The organism is Roseivirga sp. UBA1976 (genome assembly GCF_002336325.1).
GTDB classification, from domain to species: domain Bacteria; phylum Bacteroidota; class Bacteroidia; order Cytophagales; family Cyclobacteriaceae; genus Roseivirga; species Roseivirga thermotolerans.
The window spans coordinates 1-23,108 of the sequence record NZ_DDDQ01000176.1 but is presented as its reverse complement, the minus strand read 5'-3'; the positions used below and the strand labels follow the sequence as shown (position 1 = coordinate 23,108).

Annotated in this window: 18 protein-coding genes; 13 read left to right on the top strand and 5 right to left on the bottom strand. The window is 44.4% G+C overall.

The window, feature by feature from the left end:
* Nucleotides 1-173: 173 nt before the first annotated feature.
* The 4 genes from B3763_RS18300 to B3763_RS18285 are packed head-to-tail and all read right to left on the bottom strand — an operon-like array spanning nt 174 to nt 4,389.
* Nucleotides 174-752, bottom strand: coding sequence for a YqaA family protein (locus B3763_RS18300; protein WP_189631320.1), 579 nt, complete (start codon nt 750-752; stop codon nt 174-176).
* A gap of 54 nt (nt 753-806) precedes the next feature.
* Nucleotides 807-1,187 (bottom strand): response regulator transcription factor, encoded by a 381-nt coding sequence (locus B3763_RS18295; protein WP_189631321.1) that lies wholly within the window; start codon nt 1,185-1,187, stop codon nt 807-809.
* Entirely contained in the window at nt 1,180-3,051 is a 1,872-nt protein-coding gene (locus B3763_RS18290; protein ID WP_286748304.1) for a sensor histidine kinase, read from the bottom strand. Before B3763_RS18290 ends, B3763_RS18295 begins: the two co-directional genes overlap by 8 nt.
* A gap of 9 nt (nt 3,052-3,060) precedes the next feature.
* Nucleotides 3,061-4,389: a M24 family metallopeptidase gene (locus B3763_RS18285; RefSeq protein ID WP_286748303.1), complete on the bottom strand. Its 1,329-nt coding sequence runs from the start codon at nt 4,387-4,389 to the stop codon at nt 3,061-3,063.
* A gap of 317 nt (nt 4,390-4,706) precedes the next feature.
* On the opposite strand from B3763_RS18285, the gene B3763_RS18280 reads away from it, so the two are divergent.
* The 5 genes from B3763_RS18280 to B3763_RS18260 all read left to right on the top strand — a co-directional run bounded on the left by B3763_RS18280 (nt 4,707) and on the right by B3763_RS18260 (nt 11,712).
* The gene (locus B3763_RS18280) at nt 4,707-5,612 is read left to right on the top strand and encodes a PD40 domain-containing protein (protein WP_189631324.1); all 906 of its coding nucleotides are present in this window, start codon (nt 4,707-4,709) and stop codon (nt 5,610-5,612) included.
* 148 nt (nt 5,613-5,760) lie between these two features.
* Nucleotides 5,761-7,617 carry a glycoside hydrolase family 13 protein gene (locus B3763_RS18275; protein ID WP_286748302.1) on the top strand — a complete coding sequence of 619 codons (1,857 nt, stop codon included), beginning with the start codon at nt 5,761-5,763 and terminating at the stop codon, nt 7,615-7,617.
* Between the two features lie 6 nt (nt 7,618-7,623).
* Entirely contained in the window at nt 7,624-8,142 is a 519-nt protein-coding gene (locus tag B3763_RS18270; protein ID WP_286748301.1) for an RNA polymerase sigma factor, read from the top strand.
* A gap of 53 nt (nt 8,143-8,195) precedes the next feature.
* Complete coding sequence (locus B3763_RS18265; RefSeq protein WP_286748299.1) at nt 8,196-9,122, top strand: FecR family protein; 927 nt, start codon at nt 8,196-8,198, stop codon at nt 9,120-9,122.
* Nucleotides 9,073-11,712 (top strand): TonB-dependent receptor, encoded by a 2,640-nt coding sequence (locus B3763_RS18260; protein ID WP_286748297.1) that lies wholly within the window; start codon nt 9,073-9,075, stop codon nt 11,710-11,712. Before B3763_RS18265 ends, B3763_RS18260 begins: the two co-directional genes overlap by 50 nt.
* A 107-nt stretch (nt 11,713-11,819) precedes the next feature.
* Here B3763_RS18260 and B3763_RS18255 read toward each other — a convergent pair whose 3' ends face one another.
* Nucleotides 11,820-12,854: a PepSY-like domain-containing protein gene (locus tag B3763_RS18255; RefSeq protein WP_286748295.1), complete on the bottom strand. Its 1,035-nt coding sequence runs from the start codon at nt 12,852-12,854 to the stop codon at nt 11,820-11,822.
* A 186-nt stretch (nt 12,855-13,040) separates the two neighbouring features.
* Between B3763_RS18255 and B3763_RS18250 the strand changes: the two genes are divergently transcribed.
* From B3763_RS18250 to B3763_RS18215, 8 genes are all read left to right on the top strand, one after another.
* Complete coding sequence (locus B3763_RS18250) at nt 13,041-13,454, top strand: response regulator (protein WP_189631329.1); 414 nt, start codon at nt 13,041-13,043, stop codon at nt 13,452-13,454.
* Between the two features lie 90 nt (nt 13,455-13,544).
* A complete protein-coding gene (locus B3763_RS18245; RefSeq protein WP_286748294.1) occupies nt 13,545-15,569 on the top strand; it encodes an LruC domain-containing protein in 2,025 nt (674 codons plus the stop codon).
* Between the two features lie 410 nt (nt 15,570-15,979).
* The gene (locus B3763_RS18240; RefSeq protein ID WP_189631331.1) at nt 15,980-16,738 is read left to right on the top strand and encodes a sugar transferase; all 759 of its coding nucleotides are present in this window, start codon (nt 15,980-15,982) and stop codon (nt 16,736-16,738) included.
* Nucleotides 16,739-16,740: 2 nt separating this feature from the next.
* Nucleotides 16,741-17,904, top strand: a complete 1,164-nt coding sequence (locus B3763_RS18235; protein WP_286748293.1) for an acyltransferase family protein — start codon at nt 16,741-16,743, stop codon at nt 17,902-17,904.
* Nucleotides 17,905-17,908: 4 nt separating this feature from the next.
* Complete coding sequence (locus B3763_RS18230; protein ID WP_189631333.1) at nt 17,909-18,622, top strand: TolC family protein; 714 nt, start codon at nt 17,909-17,911, stop codon at nt 18,620-18,622.
* A gap of 3 nt (nt 18,623-18,625) precedes the next feature.
* The gene (locus tag B3763_RS18225) at nt 18,626-20,689 is read left to right on the top strand and encodes a GumC family protein (RefSeq protein ID WP_189631334.1); all 2,064 of its coding nucleotides are present in this window, start codon (nt 18,626-18,628) and stop codon (nt 20,687-20,689) included.
* A complete protein-coding gene (locus tag B3763_RS18220) occupies nt 20,686-21,819 on the top strand; it encodes a glycosyltransferase (RefSeq protein ID WP_286748292.1) in 1,134 nt (377 codons plus the stop codon). Before B3763_RS18225 ends, B3763_RS18220 begins: the two co-directional genes overlap by 4 nt.
* Nucleotides 21,820-21,905: 86 nt before the next feature.
* The coding region (locus B3763_RS18215; protein ID WP_286748291.1) for an O-antigen ligase family protein at nt 21,906-23,108 on the top strand (1,203 nt) is incomplete at its 3' end.

Sequence of the window (23,108 nt, the reverse complement as noted above, 5' to 3'; positions counted from 1 at the left end):
ATGGGTACTCTACAACTCGTTACTCATTAGATAATTGGGGTTACTTACTTAAGCCGCAAGAAGTATATTCCTGAACCTTGCCTCCATTTGTATCTACACAAAGGGCTGTTCAAAGACGCTGTGAGGACACAGCTTGTGAGTAGTATACTGGACAAGCTAAATGAGTAACCCTATTAGATAACTCCCTCTAAATGCCAAATAATGATTCCGTATACCACAAAGCGGAGTATTCTGAAGGAAGAATAAATCAGGTATTTTTTGAGCGGGTAGTCCATTGAGCCGGTGACCAGAGAAATCAGTGAGTATGGCAAGGGTGTAAGTGCAGCCACAATGATAAAACCACCTCCATATTGATCGTACCTCATTTGGTACTTTTTTAGTCGCTTATCGAACCAGCGATGAAAAAAATCTTTGGTGCTAATTACTTTTCCCACTGCAAAGTTTAGCCATCCGGCACCAATAGAAAGCAAGGCCATCACAATTACAATGATGGTATAAACCATTATGGGGTCGTCCTTAGACCAAATCATAAATAGCTCCGGAGGCAGAATACCTACCAATATTTCCGACACCACAAAAATGACAAGCATCAGCAGGTAATCGTCAGATACCCAATGCTCAATGGTATCATACTGGGTCTGAAAATAGTTTTTAAAGAGAATGAGCAGTACAACAAGTATAACCAGATAAAGAATGCCTTTTATCAGGTTTTTCGAGAAATAGTTGTAGAAGTCTTTCTTGCTGCTTTCCATCGGTTGAAGGCACCAAAATAAGACAAATCTTCTGCATTTTGGGGTGTATATAGGCTATTTAGTTTGCGCTGCTTTATACTCATCAATAATCTGCTTGAAGAACATGGGATTAGTGAATTTATCGATGATATGAACCTCCCCGTAATTTTTTAATTCTACTGAAAGTTCGTCTTTCAGCTGGCCACTGTATATGTATATCCAGGTTTTATATTCACTAAGTGTTTCTATTACTTCGGCAATAAACTCAGACCCCTTCATATCGGGCATCATTTGGTCAGAAATGAGTATGTCTATCTTGTGCTTTTTAACCTCTTCTATAGCATCCCGGCCATTCATTGCCTGGTGAATAACCAAATCATCGTAAAAGAATTCGAGAAAGTCTTTTAGGGTATCTCTAACCGAAAAATTATCGTCTACCAGCAGTAAATTAATCATGGCGTTCTATTTCAATTCTAACGGAAGTTCCTACACCGGTTTTCGACTCCACATTTATGCTGTGACCGAGAAGCTGTGTCAACTCCTTGGCAAGGTAAAAACCAACACCTGAAACTTCAGATTTTTCATTCAGTTCAATCTTGGGATTTCCAAGCTCGGTGAGTTCTTGTTTTGTCATTCCCTCACCATAATCTCTTACTTCAATGACCAACCGCTTTTCTACACTAGCCATATATATTTCGGGCTGTCTGTCGCTGTTCATGGAGTATTTGCGGGCATTACTCAGCAGAGTGCTCAACACATATTCCAGCGTGGTAATGTCTGTCTTGTATTTTCCCTTGGTTAGCGTAGGCCGTCTTACTTCCATCGAAAATCGATGACTGATACGATCGGCAATCTCATCAAAAGTATATACCCCTGTAGACTCTCCTCCCCGACTCATAAAGTAAACAAAGTCGTTGACCATTTCCTTGATGTCTTCTACCGCTTCGGAAGCCCCCTGAAGTATTTTAGACATCAGCTCGGGTGGCATTTGTCGGGCTCCCTGGCTGGCACGAAGCATTTCCATATTCATTTGCAGGGTAGCCACCGGTGTCTTAATCTCATGAGAAATGAGCGAAAGCATGGTCTGTTTGCTGCGATTGATCTGTTGCACCGAATCTTCCTTATCAATGGCTTTGATCTTTTGAACAAAGGTTCTGAACAGGGCCAGGTTGCAAAACACGATAATTAGCGAAACCAGGGCTACATTGAGGTAATAGGGTATTTCTCGAATACTCAAAAAGTTAATTACCTGAAAGAGGGTCCAAACCAACACCACCACAAGTGCGAAGAGCAGATAGCCTGAGGTTATTTCCTTTTCGGCTTTGGCCTTTATAATAATGTTTATGAAAACCGCCACATAAAATAGTACAAAGAAAAGGAAGTACTGCAGCAGACCGGTGAACACTATGGGCTCCAGAAACACCACGCAGCCCAGACTTATAGCCACTCCGGAGAGGAAGATATACTTGAGATACTTGTTGGTTTGTCTGGGATACAAATAAAATATGAACAATCCGCCAAAGAGTGCTGCTGTGTGTATGGTTCCATATTCCATGTGAATGGACCAATCGAAAGGCAACTGATTGATGAGGGTATGCAAAGGATACGGATCTGCTCCAAGCATTCGATACATAAGGCTTATGGAGAATAATGCGTAAAAGGGTATTTGCCACTCCAACTGCTGATAAGCAAAAGAAAAAGCCAGTAACACAAAGCCGGTGATAAAGAGGCCTCCGGCCAGAAACAAATTCACATCTTGTTGCAAATTTAGCTCATAACGCAAGTCGGCATAATTGCCTAACTCCAGTGCGTAAATCATTCCAGAGTTCACATGGTCATAATTGGCCACCTGAATGATAATTTCATAGGTTCCGGAAGCGGTAGGTGCCAATGAAAATACCTGCGGTTCTCTATAGGGCACATAGCTTTCTTTAGTTGCACCAACCCTACCACTCTCATAAACTAAGTCCCTGTTTATAAATAGTTTATAAGAGCTAAAAATATGCGGAATGTTCAACCCCAGTGGCTCCTTCTGGCCAGGGTTTATCCGCACCAATGTGCGGTAAGTGCCATAACCCGTTTTTGCAAAACCCAATTCTGCGTTGTCATACCAATCAGAAGGGACCTCCAGAACTACAGGTGTCAGCTTGTCCAGGCCATCTATCTCCAGAGTATTCCAATAAAACTCCCAATTTCCTTCCAGTCGTACGGGCTGCTCAAAAGTCTGGTCAGTCAAATCGAAAACCGATAGACTACCTGAGCTTTGCCCTAACATAGCGCAGTTTATTAGCCATAGACTTATAAGCAGTGATATTCGCATAAAAGCTGCTTAACGTACGATGATTATCTCTTCCTGGCGGCCATCAATGTAGCGGACTCCGCTGGCATCAAAGTATGCTTCTTCCTCCAGCATTATACGTATTTCCTTCCCCCACTCCTCAATGTAGGTGGCCGCATTCAGTTCGATGGAATAGGCCGTATTCAAATGCAGTGGATAGTCGCCCGTAACGGGTACCCCGCCCTGCGAGTCCCACATACCGAGTGTTGTGCCTGCAGCATGGCCGTGGTAACCAATAGGGTGTGTATATATGGAGGGCTTAATTCCCTCGGTAATGGCTTGTTCACGACTCATTTTGAGCACTTCGTTGCCCGTACGTCCTTCTTTAAAATGACCGGTAAATATGTCTTGTAGTCTATTTCCGTTTTTAAAAGCCTTCTTCAGGTAATCGGGAACATCGGTTTCTCCGGGTCTCAGTACATAAGCGTGCTGCTGCTGATCGGTATTCAACCTTAGGTAAGTGATACCGAAATCGCAGTGCAACAGATCGCCCGGCATAATGACGTTCTTTTCTGGTCGTTTGGAAAAGGTGCGCAGATGATCGAAACTCTCAGGGTCTGCCCGCTGCACATCAATAGTTGGATGAAACCAGGTTTCGAGCTTCAACTCTTTTACCTTTTCGCGCATCCACCACACCACATCTTCAGTAGTCGTTACTCCCGGAGTAATCACCTTGCTGGAAAATGCCTCCTTAATAATATTATGCGACAGCCTCACAATGTGCGGATATATGGCCATCTCTGCTTCTGTTCTGGTTTCGAGCCAGCCAATGGCCACCTTTTCGGCCGAAACAACACGAGAGGCCCAATTGCCTAAAGAAGCTTTTAGCTCTTCATAATCGGTGGCTACAATACCATCGGCCAAGCCAAAGTACTCCGACTTATTCACTCCAATCTTCTTAGGGTTTCTCTCCTTGACCAACTCCGCAAAGCGTGCCCATTGGTTAGGCTGTTGCTCCTTGTCCCAGGCACTTTTAAAAATAGACCCCACATCGTAGCGGGCTACAGCCAGGGTTTCAATGCCCTTTTCCGGCCCACGATCATAAAAAATAAGAATGGTTCTTCTTCGGGCAGCCAGCCATTCGGCAGGCAAAAGTGTTTTAATTACCGGGTCTTCGTTGTACTCGCGAGAAACTACCACCCACATGTCTATACCCTCTCGCCTCATGATTTCCGGCAGGTAGTTTTGAACTTTATCTTCCAGCAGGCGGTTAATGGTGGCTGCACGATCTTTCATGGATAAAATATGGCCGTAATCGTGCTGGGCATTCAGTGAAAAACTGAGCAGGGACAAAGAAATGAGGAGTGTTAGTTTGTTCATGCATTTAAGGTTTACTGCCTAAAACTATAATAAGTATGGGAAAGAAAAGTGCAGAAGGACAAACAAAGTTGAACATCTTCCGAAAAACACATCAATTTTTTGATCAGTATAAGCAATACGCTTTCCTAATCAAACACACTGTTCATTTAAATAAAGGACTTTACTTAACTCCCCTTGCCTGACTCTGACCAGCCATAAGGGAATCGCCTATGGGCATTTTTGCCCTGACTGTCGTTCAAACAGTTTTTTTAACGTTAATCAAAAACCCAAGTCACTTTTTCTCAATCTGTCGTTATTCGCCAAACAATTAAATACCAATGCAAGGACTAAAGCTCACCACACTACTTGTCTTTTTAACAACCGGCTATTTCAGCTTCAATAATAACCCACCTAAATCAGAGGATAACGGCCAGAACAATGAACCTCAAATTCTGCACCCCGGCACACTCTCCAACGATTTACCACAATGGAATAACTACTTTAATCGCAAACTGAGCATTGGCCTTTGCACCCAGCTCATAGATGGCAAATCTCGCATTATTCAATATCCCTATGCAGACAGTGCCTTCTCTCAGGGCAGTATCATTCCTTTCAAAGAACAGTTTGAGTATGCTTCTCCTTGGGTGAACCTGGAGGGAGATTATATGTTGCTTCAAGCTAATATTGGCCCCTTAGGCGAAGTAAGTCGCGACTTTGGTATTTGCGAATCAAGGTTGGTAAACGGCCAATGGACACAACCCAAACCTCTAAATCACATAAATAACATGCCGGGCAATGAAGGTTCTCCGGCTCTTGCCGAAAATGGAAATCTCTATTTCAATGCTCAGAATGGCAACAGAGGCTACGATATTTTTGTACTGAAAAAAGGGGCTACCAAACCCGTTGCGTTACCCGAAGCAATTAATTCTACTTACTACGAAGGAGACTTTTATATTGATAAAGATGAGAAGTTTATTGTGTTTTCTTCGGCCGATAGGCCCGATGGACAAGGCTCGACAGACTTGTATATTTCTTTTAACGAAAACGGCCGATGGACAAAAGCCGTTTCTTTAGGCAACCGCATTAACACAGCCGCAGAAGAGTTTAGTCCCTATGTTTCTATGGACAGGCGCTTTCTGGTGTTTACCAGCAATCGCAATTACCCCGATGGCCTCATTCCTTCCTATAATCACTTTATTGTAGAAATTGATCTGGACAGAATAAAGCAGCACTTTGGTGACTGACCCTCTCTATGACGGTATGTGTGGCAGCAAGCCATAAAAAAGTGTGGTGCATTGCAAACGTTTGATTGGGTGAATTAGATCCACTCAGCTTCATATCTTTTCTCAAATCTTGAGAATTGATTAGTTTACCCTACACAAACCGAAAACTATGACCCGATACCTGATTAGACCGCTTGCTCTGTTATTACTCCTTGTTTCGTCTCTTAGTGCGCAAACCGATTTACGGGTAGAACCTCCTTTTTGGTATACCCAAATGCAGAGCAACCAATTGCAGCTCATGATTCACGGGGCCAACATTGGCCGGTTTCAGGCTTCGGTAGATCATCCGGGAATAAAAATCACCAAACAGATTACAGGCGACTCACCCAACTATCGGTTTGTTTATCTCCAAATTGACCCTGACGTAAAACCCGGCGGTTTTAGCCTAAGCCTTAAAAACGGAGATCAAACCAAAACCATTACTTACAGCCTGAAAGAACGCGCCAAAAGCATCAACAGAAATCAGGGTTTTAGCAGTGAAGATGTAATATACCTGCTCATGCCCGACCGTTTTGCCAACGGTAACCCGGCCAATGACACGGTAGAAGGAATGCTGGAACCCGCCCGGAGAAACGACCCCAGCGGAAGGCACGGAGGAGACATTAAGGGCGTTCAAGATCATCTGGATTATATAAAGAATCTGGGCATGACGGCTGTTTGGCTTACCCCCGTTTTTGAAAACGATCAGACTCCCGAATACAAGGCTTACCATGGCTATGCCGCTACCGATATGTATAAAATAGACAGGCGTTTTGGCAGCAATGAGGAGTTTGTAGCCTTTGTAAAGGATTGCCACGATAAAGGACTTAAAGTGATCATGGATATGATTCACAACCACATTGGCGATCAGCATTGGTGGATGAAGGACCTACCCTTCAACGATTGGGTGCACGATCAGTCCGTCTATGGCAACACAAACTATCGTGGCACAGTAGCTTCCGATCCCTATGCCTCTCAGCACGACACTGACCGACTGGTAAAGGGCTGGTTTGTGAACGAAATGCCCGACCTGAACCAGCGCAACCAGCAATTAGCCGACTACCTTATTCAAAACACCTTATGGTGGATAGAATATTCAGGTATAGATGGTATTCGAATGGATACCTACCTCTACCCCTATCAGGACTATATGGCTCGCTGGGCCAAAGAGGTATTGGAGGCTTATCCTTCATTCAATATTGTTGGTGAATCATGGGTAGAAAGTGTAGCCCATGAATCATACTGGCAAAAAGATCGCGATGGTGAAAATGATGGGTATAACTCTCACCTGCCATCGGTTACGGACTTCCAGATTCATTTTGCAGTTCGTGATGCCTTTAACTCTCCCTTCGGATGGGAATCGGGCATCATGCGTCTCTATTACACCCTTTCGCAAGATCGGTTGTACTCCGACCCCATGCAAAATGTGATCTTCCTGGATAACCATGACATTAACCGCATTTACAGCACTCTTGGCGAAAACCTGAATAACCTTAAAATGGCCTACGCCTTCTTAATGACCACCCGAGGAATTCCGCAAGTCTATTACGGAACGGAATTGGCCTTTAAAGCAGGGCCTGGTTCTTGGGGAGATGGTGCCAAACGGGCCGATATGCCGGGCGGTTGGCCGGGAGACGCTCGCTCGGTTTTTACGGCCGAAGGGAGAACACCGGAAGAAAATGCCATGCATAGCTATGTGACCAAGCTAACCAACTGGAGAAAAACCAGCGATGCAGTTAAAAATGGCAAGCTGATACACTTTGTACCCGAAGAGAATGTGTATGTTTATTTTCGCTATACCAATCGCGAGCGCGTAATGGTTATTATGAATATGAACGATACGGAGGCCACCATTTCACGAAAAAAACACCTCGAAATGTTAAGGGGCTATACCTTTGGCCTGGATGTAATCACCGGCAAAAGCACCAATGTGGGACAAGATTTTAAAGTTCCGGCCAGAACAACCACAATACTTACTCTAAAATAAACCGTATTGGATTTTTCACAAGCCAAGCATAGTTGCGATGAATTCATCTACAATGCCCTCTTTAGAAGCATAGCCCCACTCTTGCGGAATTTTCTCTATGCCCGCTACAAGGATGTTGAAAAAGCTAATGATATGGTGCAGGAAGCCTTTCTTGCCTTATGGAAAAACTGCAGTAATGTGCTACCTGCCATGGCCAAAGCCTATGTCTTCAGAGTAGCACAAAACCAAATGCTTAAAAGCATTGATAAGGAGAAGACCAAAGACAAGCATATTCACTTTATTCAAAAAAGTACCAATTATGAAACTCCTCACTATCAACTGGAATTCAGTGAATTTGACCGAAAAGTGCAGGCGGCTATTGCCAGTTTACCGGAGGGCCAGCGCGAAGTGTTTCTGATGAACCGGATTGAAAAACTTACCTATACTGAAATAGCTGAACTACTGGAGGTGAGTGTAAAGGCGGTTGAAAAACGCATGCATAAGGCTCTCCAAAAACTAAGAGCAGACATTCATGAAAATATATAAACATTAGGTAGGGTAAAATCCATCTGGCCGGATGTAAGGGTAGAACAACACCAATGAGCGACAACCACCATAGCGAAGAAACCATCAATCGCTGGCTGCAAGGCAAGCTTTCGGAAGCCAAGCGTATAGCTTTTGAGCAATCGCCTGAGGGACAGGACTACCTGCAAATTTTGCAAGCCACCGACAAACTGGGCTTTCCTGACTACGATGTAGAGGCCGAACTACAAAAGCTACACGCGCTCAAAAAAGAGCAAGGACCCAGCGCTTTCTCGTTCTGGAAAATAGCCGTTGCGGCCCTACTTATTGTTGGTGTAAGCTTGGTATACTACCTCACCCAAACCGGGTATACCACTCACAACACCGGCTTTGGTGAGACCTTAGCCATTACATTGCCAGATGCCTCTGTGGTTACCTTAAATGCCAACAGTGAACTGCGATACAAAACCTCTGATTTTGCGGAAGATCGAAAACTGAAGCTCCGGGGAGAAGCTTTTTTTGAAGTAACCAGGGGGATAGATTTTGAAGTCCAAACCTCTGAAGGTAGCATAAAAGTGCTGGGCACCAGTTTCAATGTGAAACAACTTAGAAACGTGCTGGAAGTACAGGTATATTCAGGGCTAGTGGCTGTTGAAGGGAGTAGCACCCGACAGCAGCTTCAAAAAGGCGAAGGCTTGCGGTTAGAAAATGGTGTATTACACAAAAGCTGGACAAAACCGGTGGAAAACAAACCTTTATGGATTAGTGAGCACATGGTGGAATTAGAAGATGCTCCCCTTCAGGAAGCACTTGTGCAACTAGAAAATAGCTATGGCATAACCATCCGTTCTAATATTTCAACGGACTCGATTAGATTTACAGGAGCTTTCCCAACCGATGATGTAGAGAGTGCTCTGCGCATCGTCTTGTCGGCTGCAGAACTAGACTATACCTATGACCCGCAAAACAAAGTACTTACGATCAGCGGCCGTCAAAATCCTTAGTTTTTGGCTGTTCTCAACCTGTTGTGCTGCGGTCTTTGGGCAGGCAGAAAGTAGCTCTAATGAACAGCGGCCTTTAAAACAGGTGTTGGCCCAACTGGAAAGTACTTATGGTGTCTATTTTTCCTACAATCCGGCAGAAATTAAAGGATTAACAACTTCTTTACCGGACTCAACACTTTCTACGGAAAAGGCTCTCCGCCAATTGCTGCAGAATTTACCCTTAAGCTTTGAAAGGGTTAAGGATAAGTTTTATGTCATAAAAAAAGCAGACTCTCGATTTATAGAACTGCAGATTAAAGATGGTGAAACAGGAGTACCACTACCCTTTTCAACCGTTCGGCTAAAAGGAACCTCCAAAGGGCAAATAGCCAACAATGAAGGGGTTGCCCGTTTAATTATTCCGGCCGGAAAAGAACAGTGGCTAGAGGTATTTTTTCTGGGCTACCAAACCAAAAGCATTTGGTTAGATACCCTGTCTGCGGTAAGTAGCCTCAAACTCAACCTTTATCCGGAACCACTGGAATTGAATGACTATGAGATAAAAGAATACCTGAATCCGGGCATAGTAGCTGACCCCAAAGCCAATAGCTTTCGCATTTTACCACAAAAGATGGAAATTTTGCCCGGTCTTTCGGAGCGTGATGTGCTTCTTTCAGCACAAATTATTGCAGGCGTCAGCTCCAACGATGAGTCGGCCTCCGGCATCAATATAAGGGGTAGTTCCAGAGACAATACGTTGCTTTATTGGAACAATGTGCCCATTTATCATACTGCCCATTATTTTGGCAATATTTCTAGTTTCATTCCCTCTTCGGTGGGGGCACTCGATATCTACAAAAACTACATTCCGGTGCGCTACGGAGGAGCTTCTGCCGGCCTAATAGCCATACAACCCCGAAATTCTGTTGAGGACAAAATCAGCGGAGAAATAAGTACTAATATGACCCATGCCGATGGTTTCCTCAAGTTGCCTATGTTGGATAAAAAAGGCTCTCTGATGCTGGCCGCCAGACGTTCGTATAACGATGCCATACCCACCTGGACCTTCAACGCTTACGGCCGCAAGCTTTTTGAAAGCGAGACCAGAGATAGACAAGGGCTATTGCGTGTAGCCGACTTTAGCAACAATCTGAATTTTAGCGACTTAAACCTACAATGGAACTATGAAGCGTCCAGTCGATCGAACTTTAGTATTGGCTACATTTCGGCACATAGCCAGTTTGGCTATAAGGAAATGAATCCTCAGCAAAGGATCAACATTGAGCAGGCGCATGAGGTGAATAGCTACGGAGCCGATCTGGCCTGGAACCACCGGGTGGCCGATAGAACCTCCTTGGCTGTTAGCATGGCTTATTCCGACTATGCCATGGCCTACTCTTTCACCAACCTGCGTAACCCCTCCGATACCAGCGATGACGATACGGAAAGCAGAAGCAACACAGTTAAAAACTGGGAAGCCCGGGTGGCACTCACCCAAAGATTTGGAAAGGGTCATTTGCTTAGTTATGGCTATCAGTTCAATAATTTAGACATTGTCAACCTCATCAATACCCAAAACTTCTTTGAACAAAACAATGCTGAGCTAATCGACTCAAAGGCCAATGTGCACGCCTTTTTTAGCGATATGAATTTAACAATGAACCAAGACTTTGAGTTGGTGCTCAGTGGCCGACTCACCCTGCTCGAGTCGCTGCAAAAAACAGTTTTCAGTCCTCAAATTAAGCTCAATTACAATCTGGGCTCTCACCTGCTGTTCAAATCATCGTACGGTCTTTACCATCAGTATCTAAGTACGATCAAAGAATCTCAGTTCACCCTTTCTAATGCCGTGGAACAGCACTGGTTACTAGCTGATAGTGAAGAACTTGTACCTTTAGTAGAAAACCAACAGTTGAGCATAGGGTTGATCTACAATTATGCAGACTGGTTATGGGATGTGGACATTTACACAAAAGCTATCGATGGGCTATTGGCGCGTAATCTGGGCTTTGGGTTTACTCGCGAAGATGGCTTCAACCAGGGCAGCGAACGCATTTGGGGAGTAGACCTTACCCTGCGCAAACGCTGGAAATATTTTCGCACGTGGGTAAATTACAACTTTCAAGACTCTGAGGTTAGCTTCAGCAACCTTTTTCCCAATTCCTTTCCTTCAAGTCTGAATATTCGACATCAGGTTGGTTGGTCGGGCAGCTACAGCAAAGGAGCATGGGAATTTTCGCTGGGTTACACCTTTAAAACCGGGGCTCCTTATACCAGTATTGACAATGTGAGGCTTGATGACAGACGACCTCCGCCACCTCCGGGGCAGGGTAACCCGGGAGACAGACAATATAAACTGCGTTTTAGCGCACCTAATAGTATCAGACTGCCAAATTACCACCGGGTAGATGCTTCTATTTGGCACAGGTTTAAAGGACATAACTGGAAAGGTGAAGTAGGCCTTAGCTTCATCAACCTGTTGAATAGAACCAATACCTATGCTGTAAGCTATTTGGTAGATTTTAATAGGAATGGCGATGTAGATGTGCTTGAACGAACCAAATTCTTCTTACGCTTCACTCCTAATGTGAGTTTACGCATACTTTTTTAGCCCTACAGGGCTAAAAAAAGCGCCAATAAGTTCTGTAGATTCCAAACTTATTGGCGCCAAAGCCGGGTTGATCAGGAGGTCATTTGCCCCGTTGACCCATAAATAGTTTACCCTTCATTTTCACAATTATCACCTCCATGATGACCATAACGTTGACTCTCAATAAAGGAGCCATCGGCTGCAAAAAGCAGTGCTAGGGTTGGTTCATTTAATATCACCCCATACTCACCAGCCGCGTTGGTTCCGGCCCGCATTATAGTGGCATCAGGATAATTTGTGGCTATATAATCCAGCACGTTTTGGGGCAAACTCTCAGAATCTATAGCCGTCCACTCTCTACTGTGATGACTGCCGAGTTCTCTGGCCGCAATAAAATGACCATCGGCATCGAACAAGAGCGCAATAGCCGAATCCAGAACAACTCCATACTGCCCTTCCCTGTTTGTTCCGGCACGGACCAATTCGTTGTCTGGGTAGTGCTCGGCAATGTAGCGTAAAACAGCTGTCGGCAAAGAGTCGGTCGGTATGGCCTCCCAGTCTTCGTCATGTGCTCTGCGCTTTCTTCTTCGTTTTTTGTCTTGCGCACTTCTTTCTTCCACAAAATTGCCCTGCGCATCGAATATTACGAGTGGTCCCTCGGCCAGCTTCACATAATATTGGCCTTCGGCATCTGTTCCTGCCCTTTCTATCGCAAAATCGGCATAATTATCGGCCAGATAGAGGCTAATGGCTTCCGGCAGATCTTCAGTCGCTATGGCGGTAATCTCCGGTCTTCTTTTTCTTCTACCGGCTTCCTCTATGGTTTCAGTATGATTCCCGGCATTGTCAAAACGCAGGGCTGTCCTGTTTTGCAGCAATACCACATAACCACCATTTTCGTCTAGCCAGGCTTTGGTAATGGCTTCTGAAGGATAATTTTCGGAAACATAGTCGACAACAGCTGGGGGCAGGTCATCTGCAGCAAGCACCGTCCACTCTTCCATTTGACTACTGCCAAAGGCTGCAGAATCCAGTTCGGTAGTCTCAGCTTCGGCTGCTACTTCATTCAAAATGTCTGGGTTGGCATCTTCATTATCACAGGCTGTACACAGCCCTACCAATAGCACGAGTGCCGCTAACATCAGGTTTTTTAGGTTTTTCATTCCTTTGAAATTTAGTTGTACATGCATTTTTGAGTTCATTTCACTTGAACTTTGACCTTAAATACTGTTGGTAGCCATTTACCCCACCCCCATAGACAGAGAGTAATCTGTAATAGCTTACCAGTTATCGAAGAATCACTACCATTGATCGATTCTGCCTGAAAAATGCCTGTAAACGAGGCAGATTTGAAGAAAAACAATCGCATGGAAACCATACTTATCGTTGAACACAGCTACATGATGAGACTCTTCCTCATCAATTACCTGAGCAAGAATTTTGATGTGAATGCCGTAGAAACCCCTACTGAGGCATTAGAATATCTGGAAAAGAATTTGAGACCGGCAGCCATACTGTCCAACTTTCATTCGAATGCCAGCCGTGAGCGTGAAGGCTTTCAGCAAATGATAGCCACGCTGGAGCAAAACAACATTCCACTTATTGTATTGACCGATCAGGACAAGAGTGATCAACGCATTGAGGCCCTAAAACTTGGAGCCAAAGATACCATGAGTAAACCCTTTAATCCCGTAGAAATGCAGCTTAGACTTATGACAGCCATGGGCTTTAAGCAAAAAGATAAGATGAAACGAGTGGCTTAGATTCTGCCAATAACCGCTCGTTAACCAAACACTAATGCAACAACACCAAAAGCCACTATTCAAATTAAATTTTCACCAGAGCAAACAACAATGAAAAAACTATTGCCATTGATTACTTTGCTTCTCCTGGTACAAAGTTGCCTCGAAAAGCCAGTTGTTGAATTAGAAGAAACGGTTAACGAAACTACTAATTTCGACTTTGCCACTACCCAGGAGGTTGCCATAGATATAAGTTTGGCTGACGCCTCAGGGAACGCCTTTAGGGGCGTAAAATTCTCCATTTTTGAAGTTGACGGAGATACACTTGGTAAGCAGTTGTTTACTGCAGTTACCAATGCCAGCGGAGCTTTCAGCGACAATCTTAGCCTTCCGGCATATTATGAATCTGTTTATGTTCAATCTGCATTTGTAGGTATTCCAGGACAAATTCAGGTACCCATTCAAAACAACCTCATAGAAGTTGTTTATGCCGAAGGAGAACTTAAGTCGGCCATTATAGAGAAAGAGGAACAATCTCAGGGAGGCACTGCTGCCAACCAAAGCTATTCAGTAAACGGAATTACTTTCAGCTACATGGATAACTATAGCTTTTGGTGGGGTGTGCCCAAAAACCTGGAGAAGAAAAGAGATAAGATTAGTACCGATTTATTAGACATCATAAATTCTTCATTGCCTGAAGGACAACCCGTTCCCGATTATCATCCTACCTACCTGGCTGATGGCCGTAAAACTACTCTGGATATAGTAGAAACTGCCGATGTATGGCTAACCTTTGTACATGAGGGTGCAGGATGGAGAAATGCGATTGGTTTTTACACCTACCCTACGAGCAACCCTCCCAGTACACTAGACGATATTGATGTAATTAATGTGGCCTTCCCGAACCTGTCTTATTTTGGGTCGGGCGGTAAATTACGATCAGGCGATAAAATTAATCTCGGACGCTTTGAACCCGGCACTTCCATTGGGCTTGTACTTTTGGCTGACGGATGGAATGGCTGGAATTCTGAAAGCTATGATTATCTGGTATTTGCCGATAAAGACCTGAATCCTGAGAGCGATCCTGCGCTTAGACAACACAATGTGCTTCTTTGGGACGAAGAAAACGAGCTCTTTTTACTGGGCTTTGAAGATGTGAATCGGGAATACCTGTGGTGCGATCAGGATTTTAACGATGCCATTATGTTTGTAACTTCTAACCCTCCCACCGCTATTAGCACCACTAATGTGAGCCCGGTAGATAAGCCAGGCACATTAGACTCTGACGGTGACGGAATCAACGATGTGTTGGACGAATTCCCTAATGATGCCAATAAAGCTTACTCCAGCTATTACCCTTCATCTTCTACCTTTGGCAGTTTTGCCTTTGAAGACAATTGGCCAAACTATGGAGACTACGACTTTAACGACCTGGTGATTGACTATCAGTTCAAGCACATTCTGAATGCGGATAATAAGGTTGTAGAAATGGAGTCTAAGTTTAAGGTGAGAGCCATTGGAGCTGGTTACCGAAACGGCTTTGGTTTTGCCACCAAGCTGCTGCCTGGAGACGTTAGTTCCAGCACCGGACAGTTGATTAACAATGCCAACATAAAGCTGAATGGAAACGGCACTGAGCAAGGACAAGACAATGCGGTGTTTATAGTAACCAGCAGTGTACACGACCTCTTTTCTACTTCAGGGTTTGTAAATACTGAAGACGGAGCACAAGAGTTGGAACCTCAAGTTTTGACCATACAAACTCAGCTGACCAACCCAAAGGCTTATTCAGAGATTGGCACAGCTCCTTACAATCCATTTCTGATTATTGGACAAGACCGTGGACGTGAAGTACACCTGCCCGGCTATGAACCAACCAATCTGGTGAACTCAGAATACTTTGGAACCTTAGACGATAATTCCGATCCGGATGCCGGAGTCTATTACCGTTCCAAAACAGATTTGCCGTGGGCTATTCACCTGCCTGAAAGCTTCGATTATCCTACGGAGAAAATAGATATTAGAGAAGGCCACCTTCGGTTTAGAGACTGGGCCCAAAGCTATGGCTATAGCTATATGGACTGGTACAAAGAGCGAGATGGCTACAGAAACAGAAGAAAACTATTCAAAAAGTAAGTGTCGGTTTAGTTTGTGTTTTTTGGGGCTGCTCAGTTGAGCGGCCCTTTTTTATGCTATGCATCCTGGTTTGGGTCAAACAAGGTTCTCCACGCAGTGCCAGTATGTCTCAGCTTCATGGTATGCAACGGCTTCCCTGCCAATCGGACAGCCGAAGACAGCTACAAGAAGTGGTACCAGAGAAAGGTTTGACACAGCCCGAAATGGCGCTAGTGTAGTTCTCCCGAAAGGTCTAAAGCCAGCAATCTCATCTCAAAATGACCAATTGCACAGCACCGCCTCCAATCACCCTCATTTTTCATTTACCGACAGAGAAGGGCATTCATCTGCCATTACCGGTCAGTCATCTAATAAAACCGTCATGGCCTCAGGCTTAAATTATTTTTGATTAAACGAAAAACACAAAAACCGTGAACAAAAGAGCCACATTTATCGTCAAACGAATCTTCGATATCCTCTTTGCGGGAACGCTGATTCTACTTATTAGCCCCATCCTGATAATCGTGTCACTGGCCATCAGGCTCGACTCGAAAGGGCCCATTTTCTACTATTCATACCGGGTAGGTCGAAACTACAAGATCTTCAAGTTCTACAAGTTCCGTTCTATGAGAACTGATGCCGACCGATTGGTTGAGAAAATGAAGCACCTTAACCAGTACGGAGTTGCAGAAGACAACCAGTTGGAAGAGCGTGCCTTGAACAGACATGCTATTGCATGGCATGCCGATGACCCGATTGTAATTGCTGATGAAAAGTATAGCGAAAAGGATCGCTTTGAAGATCTCAAATCTCAAGACAACAGCAATTCATTCGTAAAATTTAAGAACGACCCACGCATTACTCGAATAGGTCGGTTTATCCGAAACACCAGCATCGATGAACTACCTCAGCTTTTCAACATTCTTAAGGGCGATATGTCGGTAGTAGGCAACAGACCTCTACCGCTTTATGAAGCAGAAAAACTTACCACTGACGAACGAGTGGGCAGATTCCTCGGTCCTGCTGGCCTTACCGGCTTATGGCAGGTAACCGAACGCGGCAAAGAAAATGTAGACCCGGAAAACCGAGTGAAGCTAGACATAGAGTACGCCATGAATTACAATTTATGGATGGATCTTAAAATATTAATAAAGACGCCCCTGGCGGCCTTCCAAACCGAAAATGTGTAATCATGCAATGGCTTCTCAAAAATCTAAAAAGACCCAATTCGGGCAGAGCTTATCTTCCATTTGTTGACGGAATACGATTTGTAGCCATACTGCCTGTTGTAATTCTCCATGCCAACGAACGATTTCTCAGGTACGTATATGGCGAACACAATCTGGAAGGTGCTACCGAACAAGTGAGTTACCTGATTAGCCGAGGAGCCATAGGTGTTATGATTTTCTTCGCCCTGAGCGGTTTTGTATTGGCCTTGCCTTTTGCCAAAGGTAGCAGCAATGGCCCTTTTAGTTATAAAAAATACTTTACCCGAAGGTTGGAGAGGCTCGAACCTCCCTACATCTTCTGGATGAGTTTGTTTGCCCTCGTACTCTTCCTTAAAAGCAATATCCCCTTTGAACAACTCGCTGGCCATTACTTCAGCAGTATTTTCTACGTGCACAATATAGTATATGCCGATTTTCCCATCATTAATCCTGTCGCCTGGTCGCTGGAAGTAGAAATACAATATTATCTACTCGCTCCATTTCTAGCCATCGGTTACTTCAGTATAAAAACGGTGGTTAAAAGACGCCTAATGCTGATTGGCTTCACAGCCCTGTTCATTGTAGCACAGCATCTTTTAGGCTGGCAGTTCCAACCCTTCAGAGCAAGCTTGTTGGGCCAATTACAACACTTTCTCATTGGCCTTTTTGCAGCCGACTTGTTTGTGCACTCCAAAAACTGGTTGGCAGCCAAGCACAGAGCTTATGATCTACTTGGGGTTATTTCCTTTGCCATTATGATGTTTACCTGGACAGACGATATGGAAAAAGCACTGCTCTTTTCGGTTGCCCTCTGTGGGTTCTTCCTTAGTACACTCAAAGGGCGCTCTATTCCACAAATTCTTTCTTTCAAGTGGATTCCTGTCATCGGTGGCATGTGCTATACCATCTATCTTACCCATTTACCCCTTTTGGAGTTGTTTTATTCATTCATCGCCAAAATCGGTTATTCAACGACATATTTCTTAGGTCTAACGATAAGCCTGAGCATTGCGCTCGCTATGGTCTTACTTAGTAGTATCATTTTTTACCGGGTCATTGAGCGGCCATTCATGAAGAAAGACGGAATGAGCCAGGTGATCGACAAAGTGAAATCACTCTTCGGTAAGAAAATGGCAAAAACAGAATAAGACCATGAAAAAGACACTTAGCATACTCGCCCTTCTTATCGGCCTTCAGTGGGTGGCCATGGCTCAGAGCCCCACCCAGCTCAAGGTAGAAAACCTTAGACCCGTAGAAGAACTTATTGCTGTGGCCATGCAACAGTCATCGGCTATCAAAGCTCTTGGAGTGGCTCAGCTACAGGCCGATCAGGAAATACAGATCAACAAAAAGAAGTGGTTGCAGCACATCACGGTGGCAGCAGGTGTCAATTATGGTAACGGCATTGTGGCCGATCAGCTTACGGGCGATCAAAGCGGTACAAGACTTACTTACCTGAGCCGTCAGAATGTAACCTACAACCTTGGTCTTAACATTAGACTACCCTTTACCGAGGTGAGCTCAAGAAAAAACGAAATCAAGCTTCAGGCGCTTGAAAAGGAAAAGCTGGATCATCTGAAGGGTAAAGAAGAAGAACTCATTAAAAAAGAAATCATAAAAATTTATTCTAACCTGAAGCACTTCATCAAGGCGGTTGAAATTCAGGTAGAAGTAGTACAATCGAACGAAATGGCCCTGGAAGTGGCTGAAGGCTACTTCAAAGCCGGTAAGCTTCCCCTTGAGCAGTACCGAATGGCCATGGAATCGCTTTACTCCTCAAAAATGGAGTTTGAAAAAGCCAAAAACGAAGCGTGGTTGGCTTACACTACCCTTAAGACTATTGTTGGAGAAGATATACTCAAGTAAGTCATGACCATTGTAGAAATCGTACGACTTATAGTAAGGTACTTCCACTTTATAGCCGGAACCGCCATACTCCTCGCCTTCCTGGTCTTCTACAGCACCAAAGACGGTAAGAAAGAGTACTCCACTCATACGCTCCTCAATACGGGACTCATATCAGGTTACAGTATCGAAAGCAATGCCAGCGGCAGAGTGGATTATGCCAAAACCAACAACGAGTTAGAAAACCTCATCAACCTGGCTACCTCTTACGAAACCAACAAGGAACTCTCGGCCCGACTAATGGCACACCTTCTGTTGGCCCGCAAAAAAGGAGTACTAAGACTTTTGCCAGAAAATTTAGATCACTTTGAGCAAACCCTGAAAAACCTGGAAATCAATATTACTGATCAGGATACAGAAATCTCAATTTATCAGAAACTGGTAAATATGAGAGAAGCCGATCAGTTCAACGAAGTATACCTGATTGCTAATTCCAAGAACGATTTCTTTGGCATTGAGCAATTGGAAAACCTGGTGGTGACCCGCGAAGGTAACAGCGACATGATTCGCATGGAATACACCTCAATAGATCCGTATATAAGCCAGAAAACACTCGAACTCCTCACCGGCATTTTCATGTCGAAGCAAAAAGGAATTAAAGAAGGCCAAAGCGATTCTGTAATTGGCTTCTTTGAGCAAGCTGTAAACAAATCTTCTGCAAAATTAAAAGGGGCTGAGGATGCTCTACTACAGTTTCGTGTAAACAACAAAATCATTAACTATTACGAGCAAACCCGCTTTATCTCGGGCAACAAAGAAGAACTAGACAAGCAGTACCAGGACGAGTTGAAAATACTAGCCGGAGCCAAATCGGCCCTTGCAAAAATTGAAATTGAAATCTCTGATCGCGATATACTTGCCAGCCTGCAAACCAAACTTGCCAATAATCGAGGCAACATTTCTAAGTACAGTGCCGAGCTTGCTTCACTTGAGCTAACCGCAGACACCGTACCTAATCAGGCCATGGTAATTCGCAAATCTGAGCTCAACCTGCAGATTGACTCGCTCAAAAGCCAAATGACCAATATTGCCAACGATTTGCTGTTTACCAGCCAAACTCCTGATGGGCTTGAAACTCGCGAAATGCTTACCCAGTGGCTCAACTTCACCATTATGAAAGAAGAGTCTGCCGCCAAGCTATCCGTAATGGAGGCACGCCAGCAGGAGTATGAAAGAATTTATGACCGCTTTGCCCCCTTAGGTTCTACCCTAAAGAGACTTGAGCGCGAAATTGATGTGGCCGAAAGAGAATATCTGGAAAACCTACATAGCTACAACCAGGCTCGACTGCACAAGTACAGCATGATGATGTCGAGCAATATTAAGGTAATAGATGCGCCTTACTACCCCATTAAGCCGCTAAAGTCTAAGCGAATGATGATGGTGATTCTGGCCTTCTTAGTAGGAGCCATTTTGCCTACAGCCATCATTATTGCCTCAGAGTTGATGGATAATTCTTTGAAGAAGCCGGAAACAGCCAAGGTGCAAACCGGATTGTATGTAGGCGGCATATTAGCTAAAAACACCAAAAAGCTTCAAAAGAGCATAGACATGGACTCGTTGGATCGATTGGCCCTTAACCTCTTTGTCCAGGAATTAAGAGCCAATGCACAAGGGGTAAAAGAACCAAAGACCGTAATTTTCTTTAGTACCGAAGCGGCAGAGGGTAAAAGCTACATTATTGAGCAATTAGAGAAGCACTTCCCCTATCTCAATTCGGGTGAAAATCCTGAGTTCATTTTCAAAGAACTTCCTTCTATTCTGCATAACCCATACTCGGAAGAAGAAGTAGCCAGTGGCAATGTGCATGTACTCGTAGCCCGTGCCAACAGAAGATGGATGGCCTCAGACAAACATGTATTGAAGATATACCGCAAGCTTGCCAATAAAAAACCCCTACTATTTATCAACGCAGTGACTGCCGAGGTAATGGAAGAAGTAATTGGCGAAATACCTAAGAAAAGAAGCTGGCTGAGAGCCAGAGTAAAACAAGTGTTAACCACAGGTTTTAAAACTAACTCCATATGAAAAAAGTGATCGTTTGTCATAGTTTTCCGGCTTGGGACACCCCCTATATTAAGTCTACCATTGAGTTGCTCAAGCAATTAAGCGCAGACCATCGTGTAATAATGATAGACTATCACTACACACTTAAGGATCTGTTTTTCAATAAATTTGCTCCTGTTAAACAAATTTTAGGTTTAAGCAGAAGAACACGTACTTTCACCACAAATCAGGGAGCCATTGAGGTAATCTCAACTCCCCCTATACTGCCCATCAACTGGATTAAGCACAAAGGTTTGTTTAAGGCAATGGCCCGGCTAAACGCCTGGGTCATTGGCAGGAGCATCAAAAAACAGCTACAGCGATCAGCAGTAGATTCTTATACTTTGGTGAACGCCTTTAATCCCGTCTATGGCTACTACTGCCGTTCATACTTCGCTCCGCTTAAAACAGTCTATTACTGCTACGATGAAATTGCCGCTACCGAATGGTCGGGAGTACATGGAGCAGCCTATGAAGAACGTTTTATGCCATTGGCCGATGAGGTGATTTGCACCAGTAGTGTATTAAAAAGAAACAAGTCAGAGCTGGCCAAACAGATTCAGTTTATACCCAACGGGGTAAATCTGGACCTCTTTCTAGCCCCACACAAAGAGAAAAGCAACGGCTCTACGATTGGCTACATCGGAGCCATTGATAGCCGGATTGACTTCGATCTGGTTGCACATTGCGCTCAGGCCCTGCCCGAGTTTGAATTTCAGTTCTACGGACCGGTGAAAACCACTTTGCCAAAACTACCGGCCAATGTGAAAATGCTGGGCGCAGTGGCTCAGGAACTATTGCCCGAAAAAGTTCAGGCCTTTGATGTTTGCCTCATTCCATTTGTAAAGAGTAAACTCACCGAAGCCATTTACCCACTCAAAATCAATGAATACCTGGCCATGGGAAAAGCCGTAGTTTGCACCGATTTCTCAGACCTTTCCGACTTTGAAAAAGTGGCCGAAATAGCCACTGACAAAGATGGTTTTGTAAAGGCCATTCGGAAAGCCCTGCGGTACAACACCAGACTAAAAACCCAAAAACGAATTGAGTTTGCCAAACAAAACTCCTGGGAACATAGAGCCCGGCAGTTTGCCGAAGCACTTTCCGCTTAACGCTCTTTTCGGTTATTCACCGAAGCATACCATCCATTGAACGAGTACAGACCAAATTGGCCTAAAGCCTTTGCACTTTTGTATTCATGGATAATCCACAAAACGTTTATACTCCAAAGGGTGCAGCCATTTTTGGCACTCCATTAGGATGGCTCATTATTCTAGCAATCCTGGGGCTTAGTTTTGTACTTATTCACTTTATAGGCCTCATTGGTGGCATGCTACTGCTAGGGCTACCCGTAGGCCTGGTGGTAGTTTCCTACATATGGAACCGACCCAAGATTGGCGTATGGGGAACACTCATTATGGCTTTCTTTTCGGCCGGAATTACCCGATATGTTCCCGGCCCCTGGGGACTCACGGTAGACATACTGCTTGCCCTTTCATGGCTAAGTATAATTCTCAATAAATCCATTAAACCCAACTGGAAACACGCCAAAAACCCGATTGTGGCCCTCACCAGCTTTTGGATGCTTTTTCTGGCTCTTGAAATCGTAAACCCCAGTGGCAACGGGCTCATTGCCTGGTTTTATGCCATGCGCGGAATTGGCTTTTATCAGGCACTTACGGTACCCCTGGTCTTTCTCTTTTTCAGAAAGCAGAAAGACATGGATCAATTCTTTAACGCCCTTATACTATTCTCTCTAATTGGTACGGTTTGGGGCTTTAAGCAGCAAATACTGGGTGTAGATGCAGCGGAACATCACTGGCTTTATGCCGAAAACCATCATGAAGAGCATGTATTGCATGGGGTATTGAGGGTCTTCTCCTTCTACTCTGATGCGGGGAGTTTTGGCTCATCGCAGGCCATGATGGCCCTTATGTGCGGTATTCTGTTCATGGGTCCCTACCCCACAGCCAAGAAAATAAAATACCTTGTTCTTGCCATTGTATTCTTGTTGGGCTTTGCCATTTCAGGAACCAGAGGGGCTTTGGCCGTGCCATTGGCCGGAGGTATTGCATACCTCATACTCATAAAGAATTTTAAAATACTTATAGCCGGCTTTAGTGCCATGATCATTGTGTTTGTCATACTCAAATACACCTTTCTTTTTCAGGGTGTTGAACAGGTAAGGCGAATGCGAACGGCATTAGATCCTAATAACAAGTCGCTTAGTGTACGGCTGGAAAACCAGAAAACCTTTGCCCGCTATCTGGCCACACGACCTTTTGGTGGAGGCATAGGCACAGCTGGTTTTTGGGGCGCACGATTTAACCCTGATTCTCTGATGGCCAATACGGCCACCGACAGTTGGTTTGTGAAAATCTGGGCAGAAACGGGGCCCATT